General features: G+C 70.2%; 20 protein-coding genes. 6 read left to right on the plus strand and 14 right to left on the minus strand.

What is annotated here, in order from left to right:
* Positions 1-2: 2 nt before the first annotated feature.
* On the minus strand, positions 3-896 hold the full coding sequence (gene galU, locus QE416_RS16260; protein WP_210073896.1) for a UTP--glucose-1-phosphate uridylyltransferase GalU: 894 nt from the start codon (positions 894-896) through the stop codon (positions 3-5).
* A gap of 62 nt (positions 897-958) precedes the next feature.
* Between galU and QE416_RS16265 the strand changes: the two genes are divergently transcribed.
* Genes QE416_RS16265 through mscL form a run of 3 tightly spaced genes read left to right on the plus strand, consistent with a single transcriptional unit; the run spans position 959 to position 2296 of the window.
* Positions 959-1555, plus strand: coding sequence for a 5-formyltetrahydrofolate cyclo-ligase (locus QE416_RS16265; RefSeq protein WP_210073895.1), 597 nt, complete (start codon positions 959-961; stop codon positions 1553-1555).
* 17 nt (positions 1556-1572) lie between these two features.
* Complete coding sequence (locus tag QE416_RS16270; protein WP_210073893.1) at positions 1573-1842, plus strand: FmdB family zinc ribbon protein; 270 nt, start codon at positions 1573-1575, stop codon at positions 1840-1842.
* A gap of 34 nt (positions 1843-1876) precedes the next feature.
* A complete protein-coding gene (gene mscL / locus QE416_RS16275; RefSeq protein WP_210073891.1) occupies positions 1877-2296 on the plus strand; it encodes a large conductance mechanosensitive channel protein MscL in 420 nt (139 codons plus the stop codon).
* Positions 2297-2378: 82 nt separating this feature from the next.
* On the opposite strand, the gene QE416_RS16280 is transcribed toward mscL, so the two are convergent.
* On the minus strand, positions 2379-2615 hold the full coding sequence (locus QE416_RS16280) for a hypothetical protein (protein ID WP_210073889.1): 237 nt from the start codon (positions 2613-2615) through the stop codon (positions 2379-2381).
* A gap of 7 nt (positions 2616-2622) precedes the next feature.
* Positions 2623-6327, minus strand: a complete 3705-nt coding sequence (locus QE416_RS16285) for an AAA family ATPase (RefSeq protein WP_307317760.1) — start codon at positions 6325-6327, stop codon at positions 2623-2625.
* A 202-nt stretch (positions 6328-6529) separates the two neighbouring features.
* Here QE416_RS16285 and QE416_RS16290 point away from each other — a divergent pair, with 202 nt between their 5' ends.
* Entirely contained in the window at positions 6530-7063 is a 534-nt protein-coding gene (locus tag QE416_RS16290) for a methylated-DNA--[protein]-cysteine S-methyltransferase (RefSeq protein ID WP_307317762.1), read from the plus strand.
* A gap of 71 nt (positions 7064-7134) precedes the next feature.
* On the opposite strand, the gene QE416_RS16295 is transcribed toward QE416_RS16290, so the two are convergent.
* Positions 7135-8751 (minus strand): cation acetate symporter, encoded by a 1617-nt coding sequence (locus QE416_RS16295; RefSeq protein ID WP_307317763.1) that lies wholly within the window; start codon positions 8749-8751, stop codon positions 7135-7137.
* The gene (locus QE416_RS16300) at positions 8748-9101 is read right to left on the minus strand and encodes a DUF485 domain-containing protein (RefSeq protein WP_307317765.1); all 354 of its coding nucleotides are present in this window, start codon (positions 9099-9101) and stop codon (positions 8748-8750) included. Before QE416_RS16300 ends, QE416_RS16295 begins: the two co-directional genes overlap by 4 nt.
* Before the next feature lie 140 nt (positions 9102-9241).
* Between QE416_RS16300 and QE416_RS16305 the strand changes: the two genes are divergently transcribed.
* Both QE416_RS16305 and QE416_RS16310 read left to right on the plus strand, forming a co-directional pair.
* Positions 9242-10093, plus strand: coding sequence for a LuxR C-terminal-related transcriptional regulator (locus QE416_RS16305; protein WP_307317767.1), 852 nt, complete (start codon positions 9242-9244; stop codon positions 10091-10093).
* Positions 10094-10208: 115 nt separating this feature from the next.
* The gene (locus QE416_RS16310; protein ID WP_103206273.1) at positions 10209-10493 is read left to right on the plus strand and encodes a Fe-S cluster assembly protein HesB; all 285 of its coding nucleotides are present in this window, start codon (positions 10209-10211) and stop codon (positions 10491-10493) included.
* 147 nt (positions 10494-10640) lie between these two features.
* Here the strand turns inward: QE416_RS16310 and QE416_RS16315 are convergent, their stop codons facing one another.
* From QE416_RS16315 to paaI, 9 genes are all read right to left on the minus strand, one after another.
* The gene (locus QE416_RS16315; protein WP_307317768.1) at positions 10641-11360 is read right to left on the minus strand and encodes a hypothetical protein; all 720 of its coding nucleotides are present in this window, start codon (positions 11358-11360) and stop codon (positions 10641-10643) included.
* Between the two features lie 171 nt (positions 11361-11531).
* Positions 11532-12302, minus strand: a complete 771-nt coding sequence (locus QE416_RS16320; protein WP_307317988.1) for an enoyl-CoA hydratase/isomerase family protein — start codon at positions 12300-12302, stop codon at positions 11532-11534.
* A 5-nt stretch (positions 12303-12307) separates the two neighbouring features.
* A complete protein-coding gene (gene paaE / locus QE416_RS16325; protein WP_307317770.1) occupies positions 12308-13432 on the minus strand; it encodes a 1,2-phenylacetyl-CoA epoxidase subunit PaaE in 1125 nt (374 codons plus the stop codon).
* Complete coding sequence (gene paaD, locus QE416_RS16330) at positions 13432-13914, minus strand: 1,2-phenylacetyl-CoA epoxidase subunit PaaD (protein WP_267787577.1); 483 nt, start codon at positions 13912-13914, stop codon at positions 13432-13434. Before paaD ends, paaE begins: the two co-directional genes overlap by 1 nt.
* Positions 13911-14744 carry a 1,2-phenylacetyl-CoA epoxidase subunit PaaC gene (gene paaC / locus QE416_RS16335; RefSeq protein WP_307317774.1) on the minus strand — a complete coding sequence of 278 codons (834 nt, stop codon included), beginning with the start codon at positions 14742-14744 and terminating at the stop codon, positions 13911-13913. Before paaC ends, paaD begins: the two co-directional genes overlap by 4 nt.
* Positions 14741-15046 (minus strand): 1,2-phenylacetyl-CoA epoxidase subunit PaaB, encoded by a 306-nt coding sequence (paaB, locus tag QE416_RS16340; RefSeq protein WP_307317776.1) that lies wholly within the window; start codon positions 15044-15046, stop codon positions 14741-14743. Before paaB ends, paaC begins: the two co-directional genes overlap by 4 nt.
* Positions 15046-16005: a 1,2-phenylacetyl-CoA epoxidase subunit PaaA gene (gene paaA, locus QE416_RS16345; RefSeq protein WP_307317778.1), complete on the minus strand. Its 960-nt coding sequence runs from the start codon at positions 16003-16005 to the stop codon at positions 15046-15048. Before paaA ends, paaB begins: the two co-directional genes overlap by 1 nt.
* A gap of 204 nt (positions 16006-16209) precedes the next feature.
* Positions 16210-17520 (minus strand): phenylacetate--CoA ligase PaaK, encoded by a 1311-nt coding sequence (paaK, locus tag QE416_RS16350; protein ID WP_210073862.1) that lies wholly within the window; start codon positions 17518-17520, stop codon positions 16210-16212.
* Positions 17517-18200, minus strand: a complete 684-nt coding sequence (gene paaI / locus QE416_RS16355; RefSeq protein WP_307317781.1) for a hydroxyphenylacetyl-CoA thioesterase PaaI — start codon at positions 18198-18200, stop codon at positions 17517-17519. The genes paaK and paaI overlap by 4 nt, the downstream gene beginning before the upstream one ends.
* Positions 18201-18208 lie beyond the last annotated feature (8 nt).

The raw sequence follows: 18208 nt of genomic DNA on the forward strand, positions 1-18208 counted from the left end.
GGTCAGAGACCCTGCGCGAACTCCTTGAACCAGGGGCGGAGGGCGGGGCCGAGGTCGTCGCGGTCGGCCGCGAGCTGCACGATCGCCTTGATGTAATCGACGCGGTCGCCCGTGTCGTAACGGCGGCCGCGGAACACGACGCCGTAAACACCGCCGCCGTCGCCACCACCGGTAGCGAGCTCTTCGAGGGCATCGGTCAGCTGGATCTCGCCGCCCTTGCCGGGCTCGGTGCGCTCGAGGATGTCGAACACGTCGGGACCGAGCACGTAGCGACCGATGATCGCGAGGTTCGAGGGTGCGTCTTCGGCCTTGGGCTTCTCGACGAGCTGGGTGACCTTGACGACGTCTTCTTCGTCTGTCGCCTCGACAGCGGCCACACCGTAGAGGTGGATGTGCGCGGGGTCGACCTCCATGAGCGCGATGACGGTGGCACCGCCGCGCTTGTCGTACTCCTCCATCATCTTGGTGAGCAGCGGGTCGCGCTCATCGATGAGGTCATCGCCGAGAAGGACGGCGAAGGGGTGATCGCCCACGTGGCTGCGGGCGCGCAGCACCGCGTGGCCGAGGCCCTTGGGCTCACCCTGACGGACCATGTGGATGTCGGCGAGGTCGGACGAGTGCTCGACCTTGGCCAGCTTGTCGTCGTCGCCCTTCTCGCGCAGCTTCGCTTCGAGCTCGGGCATGGAGTCGAAGTGGTTCGCGATGTTGTTCTTGTTGCGGCCGATGATGATCAGCACGTCTTGGATACCGGCACCGGTCGCCTCTTCGACGACGTACTGGATGGCCGGCTTGTCGACGACGGGCAACATCTCTTTGGGCATCGCCTTCGTGGCGGGCAGGAAGCGCGTACCGAGTCCGGCGGCCGGGATGACGGCCTTGAAGGGCTTGTGAGGCATGGGCATACCCTAGCGGGGTCCCGCGCCACCGGCGGCAACGCGCCCGCCCCTAGACTTATCGCATGCCGGATCGTATCGAGCAGGCCAAGCGCGCACTCCGCGCCGATCTGCGCGAACGCCGCCAGACCATCTCCGCGCATGCCCGCGAGGTGGCCGAGGCCGGCGTCACAGAGCAACTCGACGCCCTCGTCGCGCGTCTCGGAGCCCGCAGCATCTCGTGTTTCCTGTCGACGCCAACCGAACCCGGGACCCACGCCTTCGTGCGCGCGGCCGTGGATCGCGGCATCCGGGTGCTTCTTCCGATCACCCGCGAGGACGGCCTGCTCGACTGGAGCGTCGCCACGGCCGACACCGAGATCACCGAGGGGCTGTTCGGTGTTCCCGAGCCGGTCGGCGACGTGCTGGGGCCCATCGCGGTCAACGACGTCGACCTGCTGATCATCCCCGCGGCCGCCGTCGATCATCACGGCATGCGCCTCGGATGGGGCCGCGGCTACTTCGACAAGACCCTCGGCTCGATGGAGAAGTGCCCGCCCGTCTACGCGGTCATCTTCGACACCGAGCTCATCGACGACGTGCCGCGCGACGTGCACGACCAGCCCGTCACGGGCGTGGTCACCCCCACGCGCACCCTGCCGCTCGCCGCCCACACCTCCTGAACACCCGAAGGACGCTCATGCCCACCTATTCCTATGCCTGCAAGCAGTGCGGCCATCGTTTCGACGCCCAGCAGTCGTTTTCGGATGCCGCTCTCACCGAGTGCCCCGAATGCGGCGGCGAGGTGCGCAAGCAGTACGGGTCGATCGGTGTGACCTTCAACGGGTCGGGCTTCTACCGCACGGACTCGCGCAGCTCGTCCTCGGGCGCAAGCGGTGGCGGCTCGTCCACTTCTTCGACATCATCGAAGTCGGAATCGACGTCGTCCGCCTCGCCCTCGGCTTCTTGAGCCCGAGTCGGCGCGGCCTGAGAGGAACCAGCGCATGATCAAGGGATTCAAGGAGTTCATTCTCCGCGGGAATGTCATCGACCTCGCCGTCGCGGTGGTCATCGGAGCCGCATTCACCGCGGTCGTGAATGCCATCGTCGCCGCAGTGATCACGCCGCTGATCTCGGTGTTCTACAAGCCCGCCGAGAACGGCGAAATCGGGCCCACGATCACCGGCATCTACGGCCAGGAAGTGGTCTTCCCCCTGCCCACCCTGTTGTCGGCGATCATCAGCTTCTTCGCCGTCGCGCTCGTGGTGTACCTGGTGTTCGTCTACCCCATGAACCGGTGGAAGGCCATCGCCGCCGCTCGCGCGGGAGTGAACGAGCCCGCCTCGGACGAGCCCAAGCTGCCGACCGAGCAGGAACTGCTCGTGCAGATCCGCGACCTGCTGGAGCGCCAGAACAAGCTCTGAGCCGACCGACGGATCACACGAGACGGCGCCCGCGCCGGGACCACGTCCCGGACCGGGCGCCGTTTCGCGTACGTCCTGCGGGTCAGTAGTGCGGGGGGACGTCGCGCATCATGCGCTCGTCGTTGGGCCCGGATGCCGTGGGCCGAGCGCCCGTGCCACGCGCCGGGTCGTCCGCGGGTGCGGGCTCCGCGGTCGTGCCCGGGGCGGCGAGCAGACGCGCGCGCCGCGCGCCGCGCACGCGAACGACCGGCTGCCGCTCCGTACGCGGATCGGGAGCGCCCGCGGCGTCCGACCCGGTGCTCTCGGGCGTCTCGCTCATCGGCTTCTCAGTCAGGGAGGTCGAGCGACTCGGTGGTCGCGTCGGGAGCGGCCGCGTCGTCGGGCGCGATGCCGAGCAGCTCCCCGATCCGCGAGGCCACGCCCGCAGGGTCGCTGTAGAGATCGAAAGCGTGCACCCGCACGTAGTGCCACCCGAGACGACGGAGGATCTGCGGGCGGAGGCGAAGGGTCTCGCGGAGCGATTCGCCGATGGTCTCGGGGTCGCTCTCGGCGACGACGGCCTTGCCCCGGTATCGGGCGACGATGGGGAGCAGACCGCGGTAGTCGACGTCGACCTCGACGTCGAGGCGTCGAAGCTCGCGCGCCAGGGCGCGGGTCAGCGGGTCGGCGAGGTCTTCGAGCCGCATCTCGCGGCTCCGCGACGCCACGTTGCCGAGGATGCCCATGAGGGTGGCGGCACCGTGCTCGAGACGACCGTCGTCGAACGCCGAGGGACGAATGGACGACACGATCACCATCGAGCGCCGCGCGCGCGTCATACCGACGGTGAGCAGCCGCTCGCCGTCGGGTGTCGACAGGTCGCCGAAGTCGCTCAGGACGCGACCGTGGCGCGTGAGACCGAAGCCGAGCGAGAACACCACGCGGTCCCGGCTCTCGGCCACCGACTCTTCGAGGGTCAGGACGGCGAAGGGCTCCGCGGCATCCCGGGAGATGAACTCCGCGACATCGGACCGGCCGGCCAGTGCCGCCACGACCGAGGCCCGCACGCGCTCGGCATGCTTGCGGCTCGCGGTGACGACCATGAGCGACTCGGAGGCGCGGTTGACGGCGTGCTCGACCACGAGGGTGACCACGCGGGCGACCTCGGCATCGGGGCTCTCGACGGCGCCGCTGACGGGGTCGGGGGCGCCGACGCCGCCCTCGACGTAGTCGACGCTGAGGCTGCCGCGACCGAGGTACGACCCTGCCCACGGGAGCGAGACGATCTCGCCGCCGTAGAAGGCATCGTTGACCAGCTGCGAGAGGTCCTCGCCGCCCGCGCGGTAGCTGCGCGTGAGGGTCTCGACGGGCAGGAGCTCCGCGATGCGCTCGAAGACCGAGGTGCCGTCGAAGGGCACTTCGTCGGCCTCGTCGGGCGCGCCGATGATCGAGGCACTGACCCGGAAGGGGGTGGGCTTCTGCACCACGGGGTCGCCGAACAGCACGACCTGGCGAGCGCGGCGCAGCGCCGGGGCCGCCTCCGCGAGGCACAGGGCCGCGGCATCCGCGATGATCACGACATCGAACGCCAGGTCGGTCGGAACGTCGGGGACCTCGTACGGCGACGCGAGCCACACCGGCGCGAGCGTGCGCAGCAGGGTGGGCGCGGCATCCGACATCTCCTGCGCCGTGTGCAGGCCGTCTTTCAGGACGCGTTTGAGGGCGGCCGCTTCGTCGGCGTGGTCGACGATGCCGATACGCCACTGCGTCGCGAGCTGCGCGGCCAGGAGCGGCCCCGCGGCGGCGGCGTGCGCCTCGTCGACGAGCCGGAAGTCGCGCTCGAGACGGTCGACGACGCTCGTGTTGGCCCCGAGCAGGGCACGGTCGGTGCGAAGCAGGTGCTCGAGGGCCGACTGCCACCAGGCGAACTCGAGCTCGGCGCCGACGCGCTCTTCGGGGACGTGGCGCACCGAGAGCTCGACGAGCAGCTGCTCGAGACCCAGACGGGCGAGCTCGGAGCGCAGCTGGGCGCGCTCGACGAGGTTGTCGAAGAAGGTGGATTCTGCCGCGAGGCCCGCGAGCGTGCGCACCAGACGCTGCACGGGGAGGGTGGCCAGGCGTTCCGAGCCCTGGCGGCCGAGGATCCGGTCGAGTTCGCCGAGCAGGGCATCGGTGCGCTGCCACGCGACGTTCACATCGGCGAGGCCGAGAGGTACCTCGGGGGTCACGCCGGCGTCGACCACGCGTTGCCACTCGGTGCGCTGCTGCTGGATGCGCACGAGCGCCTCGTACATGTCGGGCACGTGGACGCCCGGGCGCACGTACTCCTTCGACAGACGCTTGAGTCGGCGACGGTTCGGACCGCTCATCGCGGACGCGTCGCGGCGCGGCGAGTGCGCGTCGATCAGCTCGCCGAGGGGGCGCTCGAAGACACTCGGGCTGAAGCGGTCGAGGGACTCGCGGATGCCCTGCAGAAGCTTCAGATACGACCCGAGCTCCGACACCGTCTGGAACGGTCGCATGCGCGTCTGCGCGATGAGCTCGTAGCCGCGCTCGAGCAGGCGCGGCACATCGCTGGTGTGGAGCTTGCCGGCGAGGTCGTGCGCCGCGCGGGCGTCTTCGGTGCGCGAGAAGCTGACGCCGTACCAGGGCGAGTCGTCGGGGCCGAAGCGGAACTCGCCGAGGCGTGCTGCCATCGCGAGAGCCCGGGCCGCGGCATCCCGTCGCCCGGCCAGACGCTCGAGGGTCGCCAGATCGAAACGGGCCTCGGTCGAGGGAGCCGGAGAGGTGGATGCCAACGACGTGAGCGCGCGGAGGATGTCGAGCGCCGAGACGCCCAGGGCCAGATGCGGCTCGGTCACGGCGGAGCGATAGTCGCGCAGGACCGTACGCAGGCGCACGAGCGCGTCGTCGATCTCGGCGACCTTGGGCTGCTCGGCCTTCTCGTTGCGGCCGATCGCGCGAATGAGGTCGCGGCGGACGTGGTTCGGCGAGACGGCCAGCCCGGTGAGACCGACCCCGGCGAGACGGTGACGGATGCCGTCGAGCGTCGACCGACGAGCACTCACGACCAGCACGCGCTTGTTGTCGTGGACGAGCTGACCGATCGCGTTGATGACCGTCTGCGTGCCACCGGTTCCCGGGAGCGTGTGCACAGCGAGCGAGTGACCGGCGGCGATGCGCGCGAGGACCCGCTCCTGCTCGGCATCCGCATCGAGCAGGAGGGTGTCGGCGGCGGGGGTGCGCTCGTCGGGGCTGACCACCTGCGGGTCGTCGCGGCGGACCGTGATGCGCGCGCGATCGTCGGGGTGGCCGGCGAGCGCGTTCAGCAGCGTGTGATCGAGGTCGTGGGTGTCGCGGGCCATGCCCGAGCCGACGTCGGCGAACGACGAGATCACCAGGCGGGGGTGCACGACGAAGGTCGGCACGTGCGAAGTGAGACGTCGGATGTGATCGATGACCGGCTGCGGTTTGAACACGCCCTGGTCGTAGGCGAGGCCCGCGAGGGCGGCGGAGTCGATCTGGATGCCGAGGTGGGTGCGGAACGCGCGGGCGAGCTCGGGGTTCATCACGAACGCGCCGTGCAGCTTCAGCTCGAAGTCGCCGTGGTGGCGGCGGATCGCCAGCGGGCGGAGGAGCACCGGGGCGGACCACTCCACTCCCCCGATCTTCCACGCCGAAAGACCCACGGCGAGGTGCACGGGCTCGAGGCCGCGGGCGGTGCGGAGCTCGACGTTCTTGGCCGTGATGCGCTCGGCGGCCATGCGCGCGGTGCGCAGAGCCACCTCGTCGCGGAAGAGATTGGAGAGCATGGTCGCGCGGCCCGTGATGAACTGCGGGAGGGAACCGGGGTGGGCCTTGGTGATGTCGATGCCCGCGTCGCGCGCATCGTCGAAACGCAACAGGGTCGAGCGCCCGCCCAGGGCCGCCGCCTCGGCGCGGATGCGATCGCGTTCGGGGTCGGCCACGTGGCGAACCACGATGCCGGGTTCCGACAATCGCAGCTCGCCGGGATCGACGGACGACACCGTCTCGTCTCCGTCAGCGCCCATCACGGCACCGTCCTCAGCTCGCCACACACCTGTCAGACTAAGCCGGGCAGTGCGGGATCGTGCGCAGCGGGCCCGAGTTTCGCGGGAATCAGCGACACGCCGCGTCATCGGCTCTTCCTCCCCAGGACGAGACTTCGCGGCATCCTCCCCCTTCGCGTTCGATCCGTCAGCACGGCCGCGGCACGGTCACGAGGATGGGCGCATGAACAGAGTCACCAGCACCGAATACGACAGCCCCGTCGGGCCGATCCTGCTGACCTTCGTCGATGACGCCCTCGTTCGGCTGCACGTGTGCCACGACGGCATCGACCTCGCGCGCGCAGAGATCGCGCAGCGCCTGGGGATCGTGCCCGAGCCCGATGCCTCGGTCGGCCGGGGGCTCGTCGCGCAGCTCGACGAGTACTTCGACGGCGCGCGGCGGGCGTTCGACGTCTCCCTCGACTGGCGCTTCGTCCGCGGCTTCACCCGTGCGGCGCTCGAAGCGACCCTGCAGATCCCCTACGGGGAGGTGGCGTCGTACGGGGAGGTGTCGATGATGGCCGGAGCCCCGCGGGCGGCGCGGGCGGTGGGAACGGCCTGCGCCTCGACGCCCTTCTCGATCGTCGTGCCGGTGCACCGCGTCGTGCGGGCGGATGGCTCGATCGGCGAGTACGGCGGACACCCCGAGGTCAAGGAGTACCTGCTCTCGCTCGAGAGCGACGCGATGCTCGCCGAGACACTGCTCACCTCGACCTGAGCTCGAGTGGACGTCGGTGCCCGGGCACGACGATGCCCGGCCCCGCCGCAGCGAGACCGGGCATCGGTCGGTCAGTGGCTCGACGCCTTCTCGGCGCCGTAGCCCGTGAGGGAGCGGACGTCCATCTCCGCGGCTTTACGCGGGTCTTCCGGCGTCCGGGAGGTGACCGAACCGAGCCAGCCGAGGAAGAACCCGAGCGGGATCGACACGATTCCGGGGTTGTTCAGCGGCCAGATCGCCACGCCCGTGTCGGCGAACACGCTCGTGGGGGTTCCCCAGAACACCGGCGAGAGGAAGATCAGCACGAGCGCCGAACCGAGACCGCCGTACATGCTCCAGACCGCACCGCGGGTGGTGAAGCGGCGCCAGAACAGCGAGAAGAGGATCGTCGGCAGGTTGGCCGACGCCGCCACGGCGAAGGCCAGGGCGACGAGGAACGCGACGTTCTGCCCCTGCACGCCGATGCCACCGAGGATCGCGAGCACACCGATCACGATGACCGTGCGCCGCGCGACCTTGACCTCGCCGTCCGGGGGCACGTTCCCCTTCTTCACGACGTTCGCGTAGATGTCGTGAGCGAACGAGGCGGCAGCGGTGATCGTCAGACCCGCCACCACCGCGAGGATTGTCGCGAACGCCACCGCCGAGATGAAGCCGAGAAGCAGCGGTCCGCCGAGGGCCAGGGCGAGCAGCGGAGCTGCGGCGTTGACGCCGCCGGGGGCGCCGAGGATCGTCTCGGCTCCGACCATCGCGCCGGCGCCGTAGCCGAGCACCAGGGTGAGGTTGTAGAACAGCCCGATCAGCCAGATGGCCCACACGACCGAGCGACGCGCCTCTTTGGCGGTCGGCACCGTGTAGAAGCGCATCAGCACGTGGGGAAGACCCGCGGTACCCAGCACGAGGGCGAGGGCGAGCGAGATGAAGTCCCACGGGTTCTTGCCGTATTGCAGGCCCGGCGCCAGGATCGCATCGCCCTTGGGAGAGGCCGCGACGGCGCTTTCGAGCAGCGTGTTCAGGTTGAAGCCGTTGATCGCGAGCACCCAGACCGTCATGACGATCGCGCCGCCGATGAGCAGGAACGCCTTGACGATCTGCACCCAGGTGGTTCCCTTCATGCCGCCGATGAGGACGTACACGATCATCAGGATGCCGACCACGGCGACGACGATCGACTGGCCGACGCGCTCCGTGATGCCCAGCAACAGCGACACGAGGCCACCGGCTCCGGCCATCTGCGCGAGGAGGTAGAAGAAGCAGACCGCGAGCGTGGTGATGGCCGCGGCCATCCGGACCGGCCGCTCCTTGAGGCGGAACGACAGCACGTCGGCCATCGTGAACTTGCCGGTGTTGCGCATGAGCTCGGCGACCAGCAGAAGCGCGACCAGCCACGCGACGAGGAACCCGATCGAGTAGAGGAAGCCGTCGTAGCCGTTGATCGCGATGGCCCCGACGATCCCGAGGAACGACGCCGCCGAAAGGTAGTCACCGGCGATCGCGAAGCCGTTCTGCGGACCGGTGAACGAGCGGCCCGCCGCGTAATAGTCGGCCGCCGTCTTGCTGTTGCGACTGGCCCGGATGACGATGAACAACGTCACGGCCACGAAGGCGCCGAAGATCGAGATGTTCAGCACGGGATTGTTCTCGACGGTCTGCACGGCCGCCTCGACGCTCGCGAGGATGTCGTTCATGAACGACCCCCGTCCGCGCGCTCGAGCTCGACGCGCAGCGCCTCGGCGCGCGGGTCGAGGCGCCGGTTGGCGTAGGCCACGTAGCCCATGGTGATGGCGAACGTGGTGACGAACTGCGCGAGGCCCAGCACGAGCCCCACGGTGATGGCACCCGAGACCGGCTGCGCCATGAACTCCGGCGCGAACGACGACAGCAGAACGTAGACGAAGTACCAGACGAGGAACGCCACCGCGAGCGGGAAGACGAAGCTGCGCTGGCGCTTCTTCAACTCCCGGAACGGGGCGGACTCCTCGACCGCGATGTAGTCGACGCCGCCCTGGTGGGCTTCGTCGATGCGACGGTCCGTCATGTGGCCTCCTTGCCTCATGAGTACGGCGCAACGCTGCGCCGAACGGCGGAAAAGTCCGGGTCGGCCGCTGCTTCCCCGGTGATAGGGTCGACGCTACGAAACGCGGCGACGAAGCCGTCACCCCCGGAAGTAGGTAGTGCGTGACTGCACCCTCCACACTTCGAGACGATGCGACGCTCGTGTCGCACGCCGTCACCGAGCTCGCCCGTCGCACGCATTTTCCCGTCGCTTTCGGCGGCCTGGAGCACGACGGCGCCGTCCACGTCACCACCATCGTCGGCGCGCGCACGCGCAGCATCGAAGGGCTCGTCGTGCACGCATCGCGCGGACTCGGCGGTCGCGCGCTCGTCGAACGACGCCCGCGCATGACCCTCGACTACCGCACGTCGCGCTCCATCACCCATGATTACGACCGCGCCATCCTGGGCGAGGGGATCGCGACCCTGTTCGCGGTTCCCGTGCTCGTCAGCGGGGCTGCGCGCGGCGTCCTCTACTGCGGGTCGTGGGCGCAATCGCCGGTCGGCGATGTCGAGGCGCGCCCCGCGTTCGATGTGGCCGGCGAGCTCGGCACCGAGCTGCGGGTGCGTGCCGAGGTCGACCGGCGCCTCGCCTCGACCCCCGGTCCCGAGGGCGGTCTCGGAGCCGGCGCCCGCGAAGAGATCCGCGAGAGCTATGCCCAGCTGCGCAGCATCGCGGCGACGGTCAACGACGACGAGGTACGGCGCCGACTCGAGGACGTCGAGGCGCGTCTCGCCGCCCTGACCGGGGACGCCGGTGAGACGGCATCCGATCCCGATATCCACCTCTCGCGGCGAGAGATCGACGTGCTCGCCTGTGCCGCGGTGGGGTCGACGAACGGCGAGATCGCCGCGTCGCTGCACCTGCGGGAGACCACCGTGAAGTCGTACCTGGCCTCGGCGATGGCGAAGCTCGACGCGTCCACCCGCCACGCCGCGGTGACCCGCGCGCGGCGCGCCGGGCTCCTCCCCTGAGAGCCGTCGAGGGGCCGGTGGGAAAACCCTGGCAATGGTCGCGTGAGCTTGAGGACGACCGGGATTCTCGGCATCGTGGCTGATTCCTGTCGTCGATCAGAGAAGGAGAGTCACCATGCTGACGCTCACCGAAGAGGCCACGACCGCCGTGAAGACCATCACCGCCCAGTTCCCGGATGCCGCCCAGGGCGGCGTCCGCATCGAAGGTGCGGGCTCCCCCGAGTCGCAGTTCGCGCTGTCGGTCGTCGACGGCCCCCAGCCGGACGACGCCGTCGTCGAGAACGCCGGAGCGCGCGTCTTCCTCGACAGCGATGCTGCGGCCGTGCTCGACGACCGCGTGCTCGACGCGCAGATCGACCCGCAGGGGTCGGTTCAGTTCGCCGTCACCAGCGCCGCCTGAGGCGCTTCATCGTGTGAACGATGCCCCGGCCTCGTGCCGGGGCATCGTCGCGTCCGGCGGCGGCCTCCGCGGGGGGCTCCCGCCTGCGAAACGGTCTCAGCTCGACGAGGGGTCTTCCGCGGTTCACGGCCTCCCCCGCGCTCACCCTCAGCCGCGGAAAACGACGATCTCGTCGTTCGTCTTGTCGTAGACGAAGTGCAAAGAGGTGCCCGCGGGCAGATCCGTCGCGCGGATCTCCGCCGAGTCCTCGCTGAGATGGAGCATGGTGTTGGCGGGAAAGACGCCGGCTCCGCACGAGGTCAGGAAGAACCGGCCGTCGTAGGAGAAGCCGCCCCCGGAGATGTCCAGCAGATCGGGTTGCCAGACCGTCATGCACTTCGCCGCATCGTCGCCCGTGTCGAACGACGCGTACGTGGCGACGCGGAAGCCCTCGTACTCGGCATACCCCGTGGTGCCGCTGCTCACTCCCGGGGTGAGGACGCTCGGCACATCGAACGACGGGTCCGCCGCAAGACGTGCCACCTGCGTCGCCCCCGCCTGCAGCGGGTCGGTCTGGGTGCGCTGCACCACGATGATCGCGGTCGCGGCGCATACGACAACGAGTACGGCCGCCGAGAGCACAATGACGCTCGATCGACGCAGTCGCGGCATCCGGCGCCTCGGAGGCGCCTGCGGCTCCCGCTCATCTTCGGCAGGGGCGTGCGGGGTTTCGGGCACTCGGTCAGCGGCGTCTTCGACGACGGCTTCTCGCTGCTCCAGTTCCATCAGGCGGCGCAGGGCGGCGGGGTCGGAGGAGATGTCGGCTCCGGGCGCGTAGGCCCTGCGGCGCAGCGTCGCGAGTTCGTCATCGTCGTCGATGCTCGTCATGCCCCGATTCAATCAGGGTCTTCTCCGCCGAGGCCACGCTGATACGTCCGCCGAATCCTGGTCGGAGTGCGCTTCGCGGCCGGATCCGTTCGCGCGGGGTCGTCCTCGCCTCGCTCGCCGACCGCGTGGCCGGACCGTGCCTCGTCGGCGCTCAGCCCATCGTCGAACCCGTCATCGACCCGTGAACTCCGGCGGACGCTTCGCCTGGAACGCGGCGAAGCCCTCGCGGTAATCCTCGGTGGCGGCGAGCGCCGCCTGGGCGCGGTTCTCGAGCGCCATCGCCTCCCGCAGGCCCAGGCGCTCGTCGCGGATCGCGCCGACGATGCGCTTGCTGGCGCGGAACGCCTGCGTGGGACCGGCAGCGGCCCCGCGGGCCGCGGAGGTCGCGGCATCCTGGATCTCCCCCACCGGGAAGGCGCGAGAGAAGAGTCCGGCACGAACGGCTTCGAGCCCCGACATCAGTCGGCCCGTGTAGATGAGATCGAGGGTGACGTGGGCGCCGAGACGCTCGACGAAGAGCGCGTGACCGCCGGAGTCGAGGGTCGCGCCGAGGGCGGCGAAGGGCGAGCCGATCTTGGCGTCGTCGGCGACGTAGACCACGTCGGTGGCGATGAGCAGGCCCAGGCCCACACCCAGGCAGGCCCCGTGGGCGGCCGCGAACGTCGGCGCGGGAAAGGCCGCCATGCGCCGCAGCAGGGGCGCCAGCGTGTCATCGAGGTAGCCCGCGACGTCGTCGGTGCGGGGATCGACCCCCGAGATGTCGCGCCCGGCGCAGAACGACGGACCCTCGCCGCGCAGCAGGAGGGCGCGGGCGCCGTCGACCTCGGCTCGGTCGTAGGCCTCGCCGAGCGCGCGCAGGTCGTCGAGGCCCAGAGCGTTGCGACGGGCCGGGGCGTTCAGGACGATCTCGGCCACGCCGGCGTCGAACACGTAGTCGATCACCGCGCTCACCCGTCGTAGTCCACGCGGACGGCGTCGGAGGTCGGGTGCGACTGGCAGGTGAGGACGTAGCCGCGCTCGATCTCATCGGGCTCGAGCGCGTAGTTCTCGGTCATCGTGACCGCACCCTCGATCACCCGCGCGCGGCAGGTGCCGCACACCCCGCCGGCGCAGGCGAAGGGCACGTCGGGGCGCACGCGCAGGGCCGCGGCCAGGATCGTCTCGTTCGCCGCGACGGGGCTGTCGACACGGGCCGACTGGCCGTCGAGGGTGAAGTCGATCGAGCGCACCGGCTCGTCGTCGCGGACCCGCACGGGGCGAGCTCCGCCGGTCTGGGCGGGGGCGTCTGCGTCTCCCGCGGTGAACAGCTCGAATCGCACGCGCTCGCGCGCGACACCGACCTCGGCGAGCGTGTCGCGGCAGAGTTCGACGAGCGCGAAGGGTCCGCACAGGAACCACTCGTCGACGGATGCCGGATCGATCAGCCGCGACAGGATCAAGCGCAGCCGCTCCTGGTCGATGCGCCCCGAGAACACGGGCGCCGCGCGCTGCTCGCGCGAGAGCACGTGATGCAGCGTGAGACGCGAGGGGTAGCGGTCTTTGAGGTCGGCGAGCTCGTCGACGAACATGACGTCGGTCGAGGACCGGTTGGCGTACACGATCGTCATGCGCGCGTCGGCGGAACGCTCGAGCACGCTGGCCGCGAGCGCCATGATCGGGGTGATTCCGGAGCCGGCGGCGATCGCGACCACGTGCCCCATCGAGGTCGACGCCTTCGAGACGAAAGTGCCCGACGGGCTCATGACCTCGATCTCGTCGCCGGGGCGCAGGCGCTCGTGCGCCCAGGTCGAGAAGCGCCCGTCGGGGTCGCGCTTGATACCGACGCTGACGCTCCCCTGCGCCGGCGGCCGGCAGATCGAGTACGAACGGCGCAGTTCCTCTCCGTCGACGACGGCGCGCAGCGCCACGTACTGCCCGGGTGCGTAGTCGAACGCCGCGGCGAGCTCAGCGGGGACGGCGAAGGTCACCTCGATCGCCGTGGGGGTGAGGGGCCGCACGGCCGCGACACGCAAGGTGTGAAAGCGTGCGCGGGTGCGCGCGGCGGCCGGGGTCTCGGCATCCGTCATCGTCATCAGAGGGCCTTGAAGTGGTCGAAGGGTTCGAGGCAGGCTCGGCATTCCCACAGCGCCTTGCACGAGGTGGAGCCGAAGCGCGAGACTTCCCGCGTATCGAGCGAGCCGCAACGGGGGCAGGCGACGCTGAGCGTGAGCCGGATGGGTCCGGCCGGCGCGCGCCCGGTGGGCGGGGCGATGCCGTACTCGGTGAGCTTGCGCTTTCCGGCGTCGCTCATCCAGTCGGTCGTCCATGCGGGGCTGAGCGTCGTCTGCACGACAGCACGGTCGAAGCCGGCCGAGGTGAGGGCCAGCACGATGTCGTCGCGGATCGCGTCGACCGCGGGGCAGCCCGAGTAGGTCGGCGTGATCGTGACGGTGACGGTGCCGCCGTCGAGACGCACGTCGCGGAGCACGCCGAGGTCGTCGATCGTCAGCACCGGCACTTCGGGATCGACGACGGCGGCGACCACCTCGCGGGCGTGCTCGAGCGTCGCGGTCACCACGTCGCTCCCGGGTGGCGGCGAGCGAGCACCTGCATCTCGGCGAGGAGCGGACCGAACGCGGGATGGTGGAGGCCGCGACGACCGCCGGCGGAGGAGCCGGGAACCGTCGGCACGGCCACGTCCTCTTCCGCCAGCACGGCGGCGAGGACGTCGTCGACACGAGCGCGCAGGGTCGAGGGACGCACGGCGACGCCGTCGAGGCGGTCGTGCACGGGCTGGTCGCGGAACAGCTCGTCGAGGTACGGCCACGCGTCGTCGAGGCCGACGAGGAACCGGCGCCGAGACTCCTCGGTGCCCCCGGCCAGGCGCAGCGTCCACTGCACGGCGTGGTCGCGGTGGTAGTCGACCTCTTTCTCGGCCTTCGCCGCGACGGCGGCGAGAACGGGATCCGCGGATGCCGCGAGCTCTCGGTACAGCTCGAGAAGATAGGTGGATGCCAGCAGCTGGCGGGCGATCGTGTGCGCGAAGTCGCCGTTGGGGAGCTCGAACAGCCAGGCGCTGCGGAACTCCGACTCGTCGCGCCAATAGGCGAGATCGTCTTCGCTGCGACCGTCGTACGATCCCGCGTAGCGCAGGAGCGAACGCGCGTGACCGAGCAGGTCGAGGGCGATGTTGCCGAGGGCCACGTCTTCTTCGAGCTCGGGGGCCCGGGCGACCCACCCGCAGAGATTCTGCGCGAGGATCAGCGCGTCGTCGCCGAGGGTCAGGGCGTACGCCGCCACGTCGGGGTCGGTGGCGCGGGCCTCTCCCCCGGCGAACTCGGCGGAGAGCTCGCGGGCGTCGAGGGCGACGTCGCCGTGCGGGTCGGCATCCGTCGAAGTGCTCACAGGTGCGGCACCCCCTCGGACGCGGTGTAGTAGACCGCGTGCCGGTAGTTCTTCCCGGCCGGCGACTCGAAGAACGCGCCCTTGGCTCCGGGGTCGCTGGTGGTCACGGCATCCGAGGGCACGACCCAGACCGACACCCCCTCACCGCGACGGGTGTACAGGTCGCGGGCGTTGCGGACGGCGAGTTCTGCATCGGGTGCGTGGAGCGAGCCGACGTGCACGTGGCTGAGGCCGCGGTTCGCGCGCACGAAGACCTCCCAGAGCGGCCAGGTCTCAGCGGGGGTCCCGCCGGGGGTGGCCATCAGGCGGCCGCCTTCGCGTTCTTCTTCGCCGCGTACACCGCGGCCGCCTCGCGCACCCACGCGCCCTCTTCGTGGGCATCGCGTCGGTGCTGGCGACGCATCGTGTTGAGGGGGCCGCGGCCCGCGAGCACCTCGTGGAACTCGGTCCAGTCGATCTCGCCCATGTCGTACTCGCCCGTCTCGTCGTTGAACCGCAGCTCGGGGTCGGGCAGGGTCACACCCAGCACCGCCGCCTGCGGCACCAGCATCGAGACGAACCGCTGGCGCAGGACGTCGTTGCTGAACCGCTTGATGTTCCACGCCATCGACTGCGCCGAGTTGGGCGAATCGTCGTCCGGGGGCCCGAACATCATCAGGCTCGGCCAGTACCAGCGGTCGACGGCATCCTGCGCCATCCGACGCTGCTCGTCGGTGCCCTGCATGAGGGTGAGCAGGATCTCGAACCCCTGGCGCTGGTGGAACGACTCCTCCTTGCAGATGCGCACCATGGCGCGGCCGTACGGACCGTACGAGGCGCGGCACAGGGGCACCTGGTTGCAGATCGCGGCGCCGTCGACGAGCCAGCCGATCGCTCCCATGTCCGCCCAGGTCGGGGTCGGGTAGTTGAAGATCGAGGAGTAGCGAGCCTTGCCGTCGACGAGCTGCTGCGTCATCTCGTCGCGCGTGATGCCGAGGGTCTGCGCGGCGGAGTAGAGGTAGAGGCCGTGCCCCGCCTCGTCCTGCACCTTCGCGAGCAGGATCGACTTGCGCTTGAGGCTCGGGGCGCGGGTGATCCACGCCCCCTCCGGCTGCATCCCGATGATCTCGGAGTGCGCGTGCTGCGAGATCTGCCGGATGAGCGTGCGACGGTAGCCGTCCGGCATCCAGTCCCTCGGTTCGATCCGGCCGTCGGCCTCGATGAGGGCGTCGAACATCGCCTCGCCGTCCAGAGCATCCGTGGGGGGTGCGGTCATCGTCATCGTCGACTCCTTTTACAGACCGACCGTTCAGTAAAACTGTAGCCGAGGGGGTCGCGGACCGCAACGGGCGTGACCCCGAACCCCGATCTCGGCGGCGCCATGCGCGCGCGAGCCTAGGACCGGGCGCGCGTGTTCGTCGGGCCCGCACGAGATCGACCGGGTGCGGTCCCGCACGATGCGCCACGTCTTCGGCGGTCGTCGCCCTCAGCGCAGGTCGTACACCCGCTTGTACTTCCCCTCGCTGCGCGGGAGGACACCGGGCTCCTCGACACAGACGTCGACGCTCGTGCCGATGAGAACCTTGATGCGCTGCCGCAGCACGACGCCCGCCGCCTCGCACACCTCGCGCTCCAGGGCCGGGTGCCTCTCGATGCGGACGGTCATGGCATCCATCCGCCCCTCGCGGCGCAGCTCGAGCACGAAATGCGGGGTGAGCTTCTCGATGCCGAGCACGATCTCCTCGATCTGCGTCGGGAAGAGATTCACCCCGCGCAGGATGATCATGTCGTCGTTGCGTCCGGTGATCTTCTCGATGCGGCGCATGGCCGGGAACGCGGTGCCGGGCTGCAGGCGGGTGAGATCGCGCGTGCGGTAGCGGATGACCGGGAACGCCTCCTTGGTGAGGGAGGTGAAGACCAGTTCGCCGAGACCGCCATCGGCCACGGGCTCCCCCGTATCGCCGTCGATCGTCTCGGGGAGGAAGTGGTCCTCCCAGATGTGCGGGCCGTCCTTGGTGAGCGCGCTCTCGGATGCCACGCCCGGGCCCATCACCTCGCTCAGGCCGTAGATGTCGACGGCGGTGAGGTCGAGACGACGCTCGATCTCGCGGCGCATCTCGTTGGTCCACGGTTCGGCCCCGAGGACGGCGACCCGAAGCGACGTCGAGCGCGGGTCGATGCCCGCGGACTCGAGCGCGTCCGCGATGGTCAAGAGGTAACTGGGCGTGCAGAGGATGGCATCGGGTGCGAAGTCCTGGATGAGCTGCGCCTGGCGTGCCGTCTGCCCACCCGACATCGGAATGACCGTCGCGCCGAGGCGTTCGATGCCCGCGTGCGCGCCGAGGCCGCCGGTGAACAACCCGTACCCGTAGGCGTTGTGGACGCGATCGCCGGGGCGGATGCCGGCGGCAGACAGCGAGCGCGCGACGAGGTCGGCCCAGCGGTCGAGGTCGCCGCCGGTGTAGCCGACGACCGTGGGGCGCCCGGTCGTGCCCGACGAGGCGTGGATGCGGCGAACGTCCGCCATCGGCACCGCGAACATGCCGAAGGGATACGTCTCGCGCAGGTCGGCCTTGGTCGTGAAGGGCAGCAGGCGGATGTCGTCGAGGCTGCGGATGTCGTCGGGGTGCACACCCGCCTCGTCGAACTTGTGCCGGTACAGGGCGACGTTCTCGTAGGCGTGGCGGACCGTCCACTGCAGGCGCTCGAGCTGCAGCGCGCGCAGGTTCTCGAGCGCGATGCCGGCCGGGTCGACGGATGCCAGAAGGCCGGGGCGCGAGGAAACGGTCATGGTCATCGGGACACCTCCGTGGTGGAGAGCGCGGCGTTGCGCTCGGGGGCGGGGTCGTGGGGTGTGCGGGGGTCGGTCGCGCGCGCGGGGTTGGGGTCGGTCGCGCGCGCACCCTCAGCGATCTGCACATCCTCAGTCGCGGTCGCGGCGTGTGGCGCTGAGCTTGCGTGAATCGCTGAGGTTGCGGTGGCGCGCGCGGGGTCGGGGTCGGTCGCGCGCGCACCCTCAGCGATCTGCACATCCTCAGTCGCGGTCGCGGCGTGTGGCGCTGAGCTTGCGTGAATCGCTGAGGTTGCGGCGGCGGGCGCGGGCGGGCGCCGATCCGTCGTGATGCTCCGGCCGCGTACCTCCGCGACCAGGTCGCCGCTCTCGTCGGTGACGCGGATGTCGTACAGGCCGCTCCGGCCGCTCCGGGCGCGCCGCGCGGCGGTCGCCGTGAGCGTCTGCCCGGACGTCGTCGACTTCAGGAACGTGATGTCCGCCCCACCGGCGACGGTGACGCGCTCGTCCTCGTTGCACGCGATCGCGAACGCCGTGTCGGCGAGGGTGAAGACGAGCCCGCCGTGGGTGATGGCGAAGCCGTTGAGCATGTCGTCGCGCACGGTCATCGACACCCGCGACTCCCCCGGCGCGTCGTGCTCGACGACCATGCCGAGCATGGCCGATGCCTGATCGCGTTGCATCATCGGCCGCA

The sequence above is a fragment of the Microbacterium sp. SORGH_AS_0421 genome (genome assembly GCF_030818635.1).
Lineage (GTDB): Bacteria > Actinomycetota > Actinomycetes > Actinomycetales > Microbacteriaceae > Microbacterium.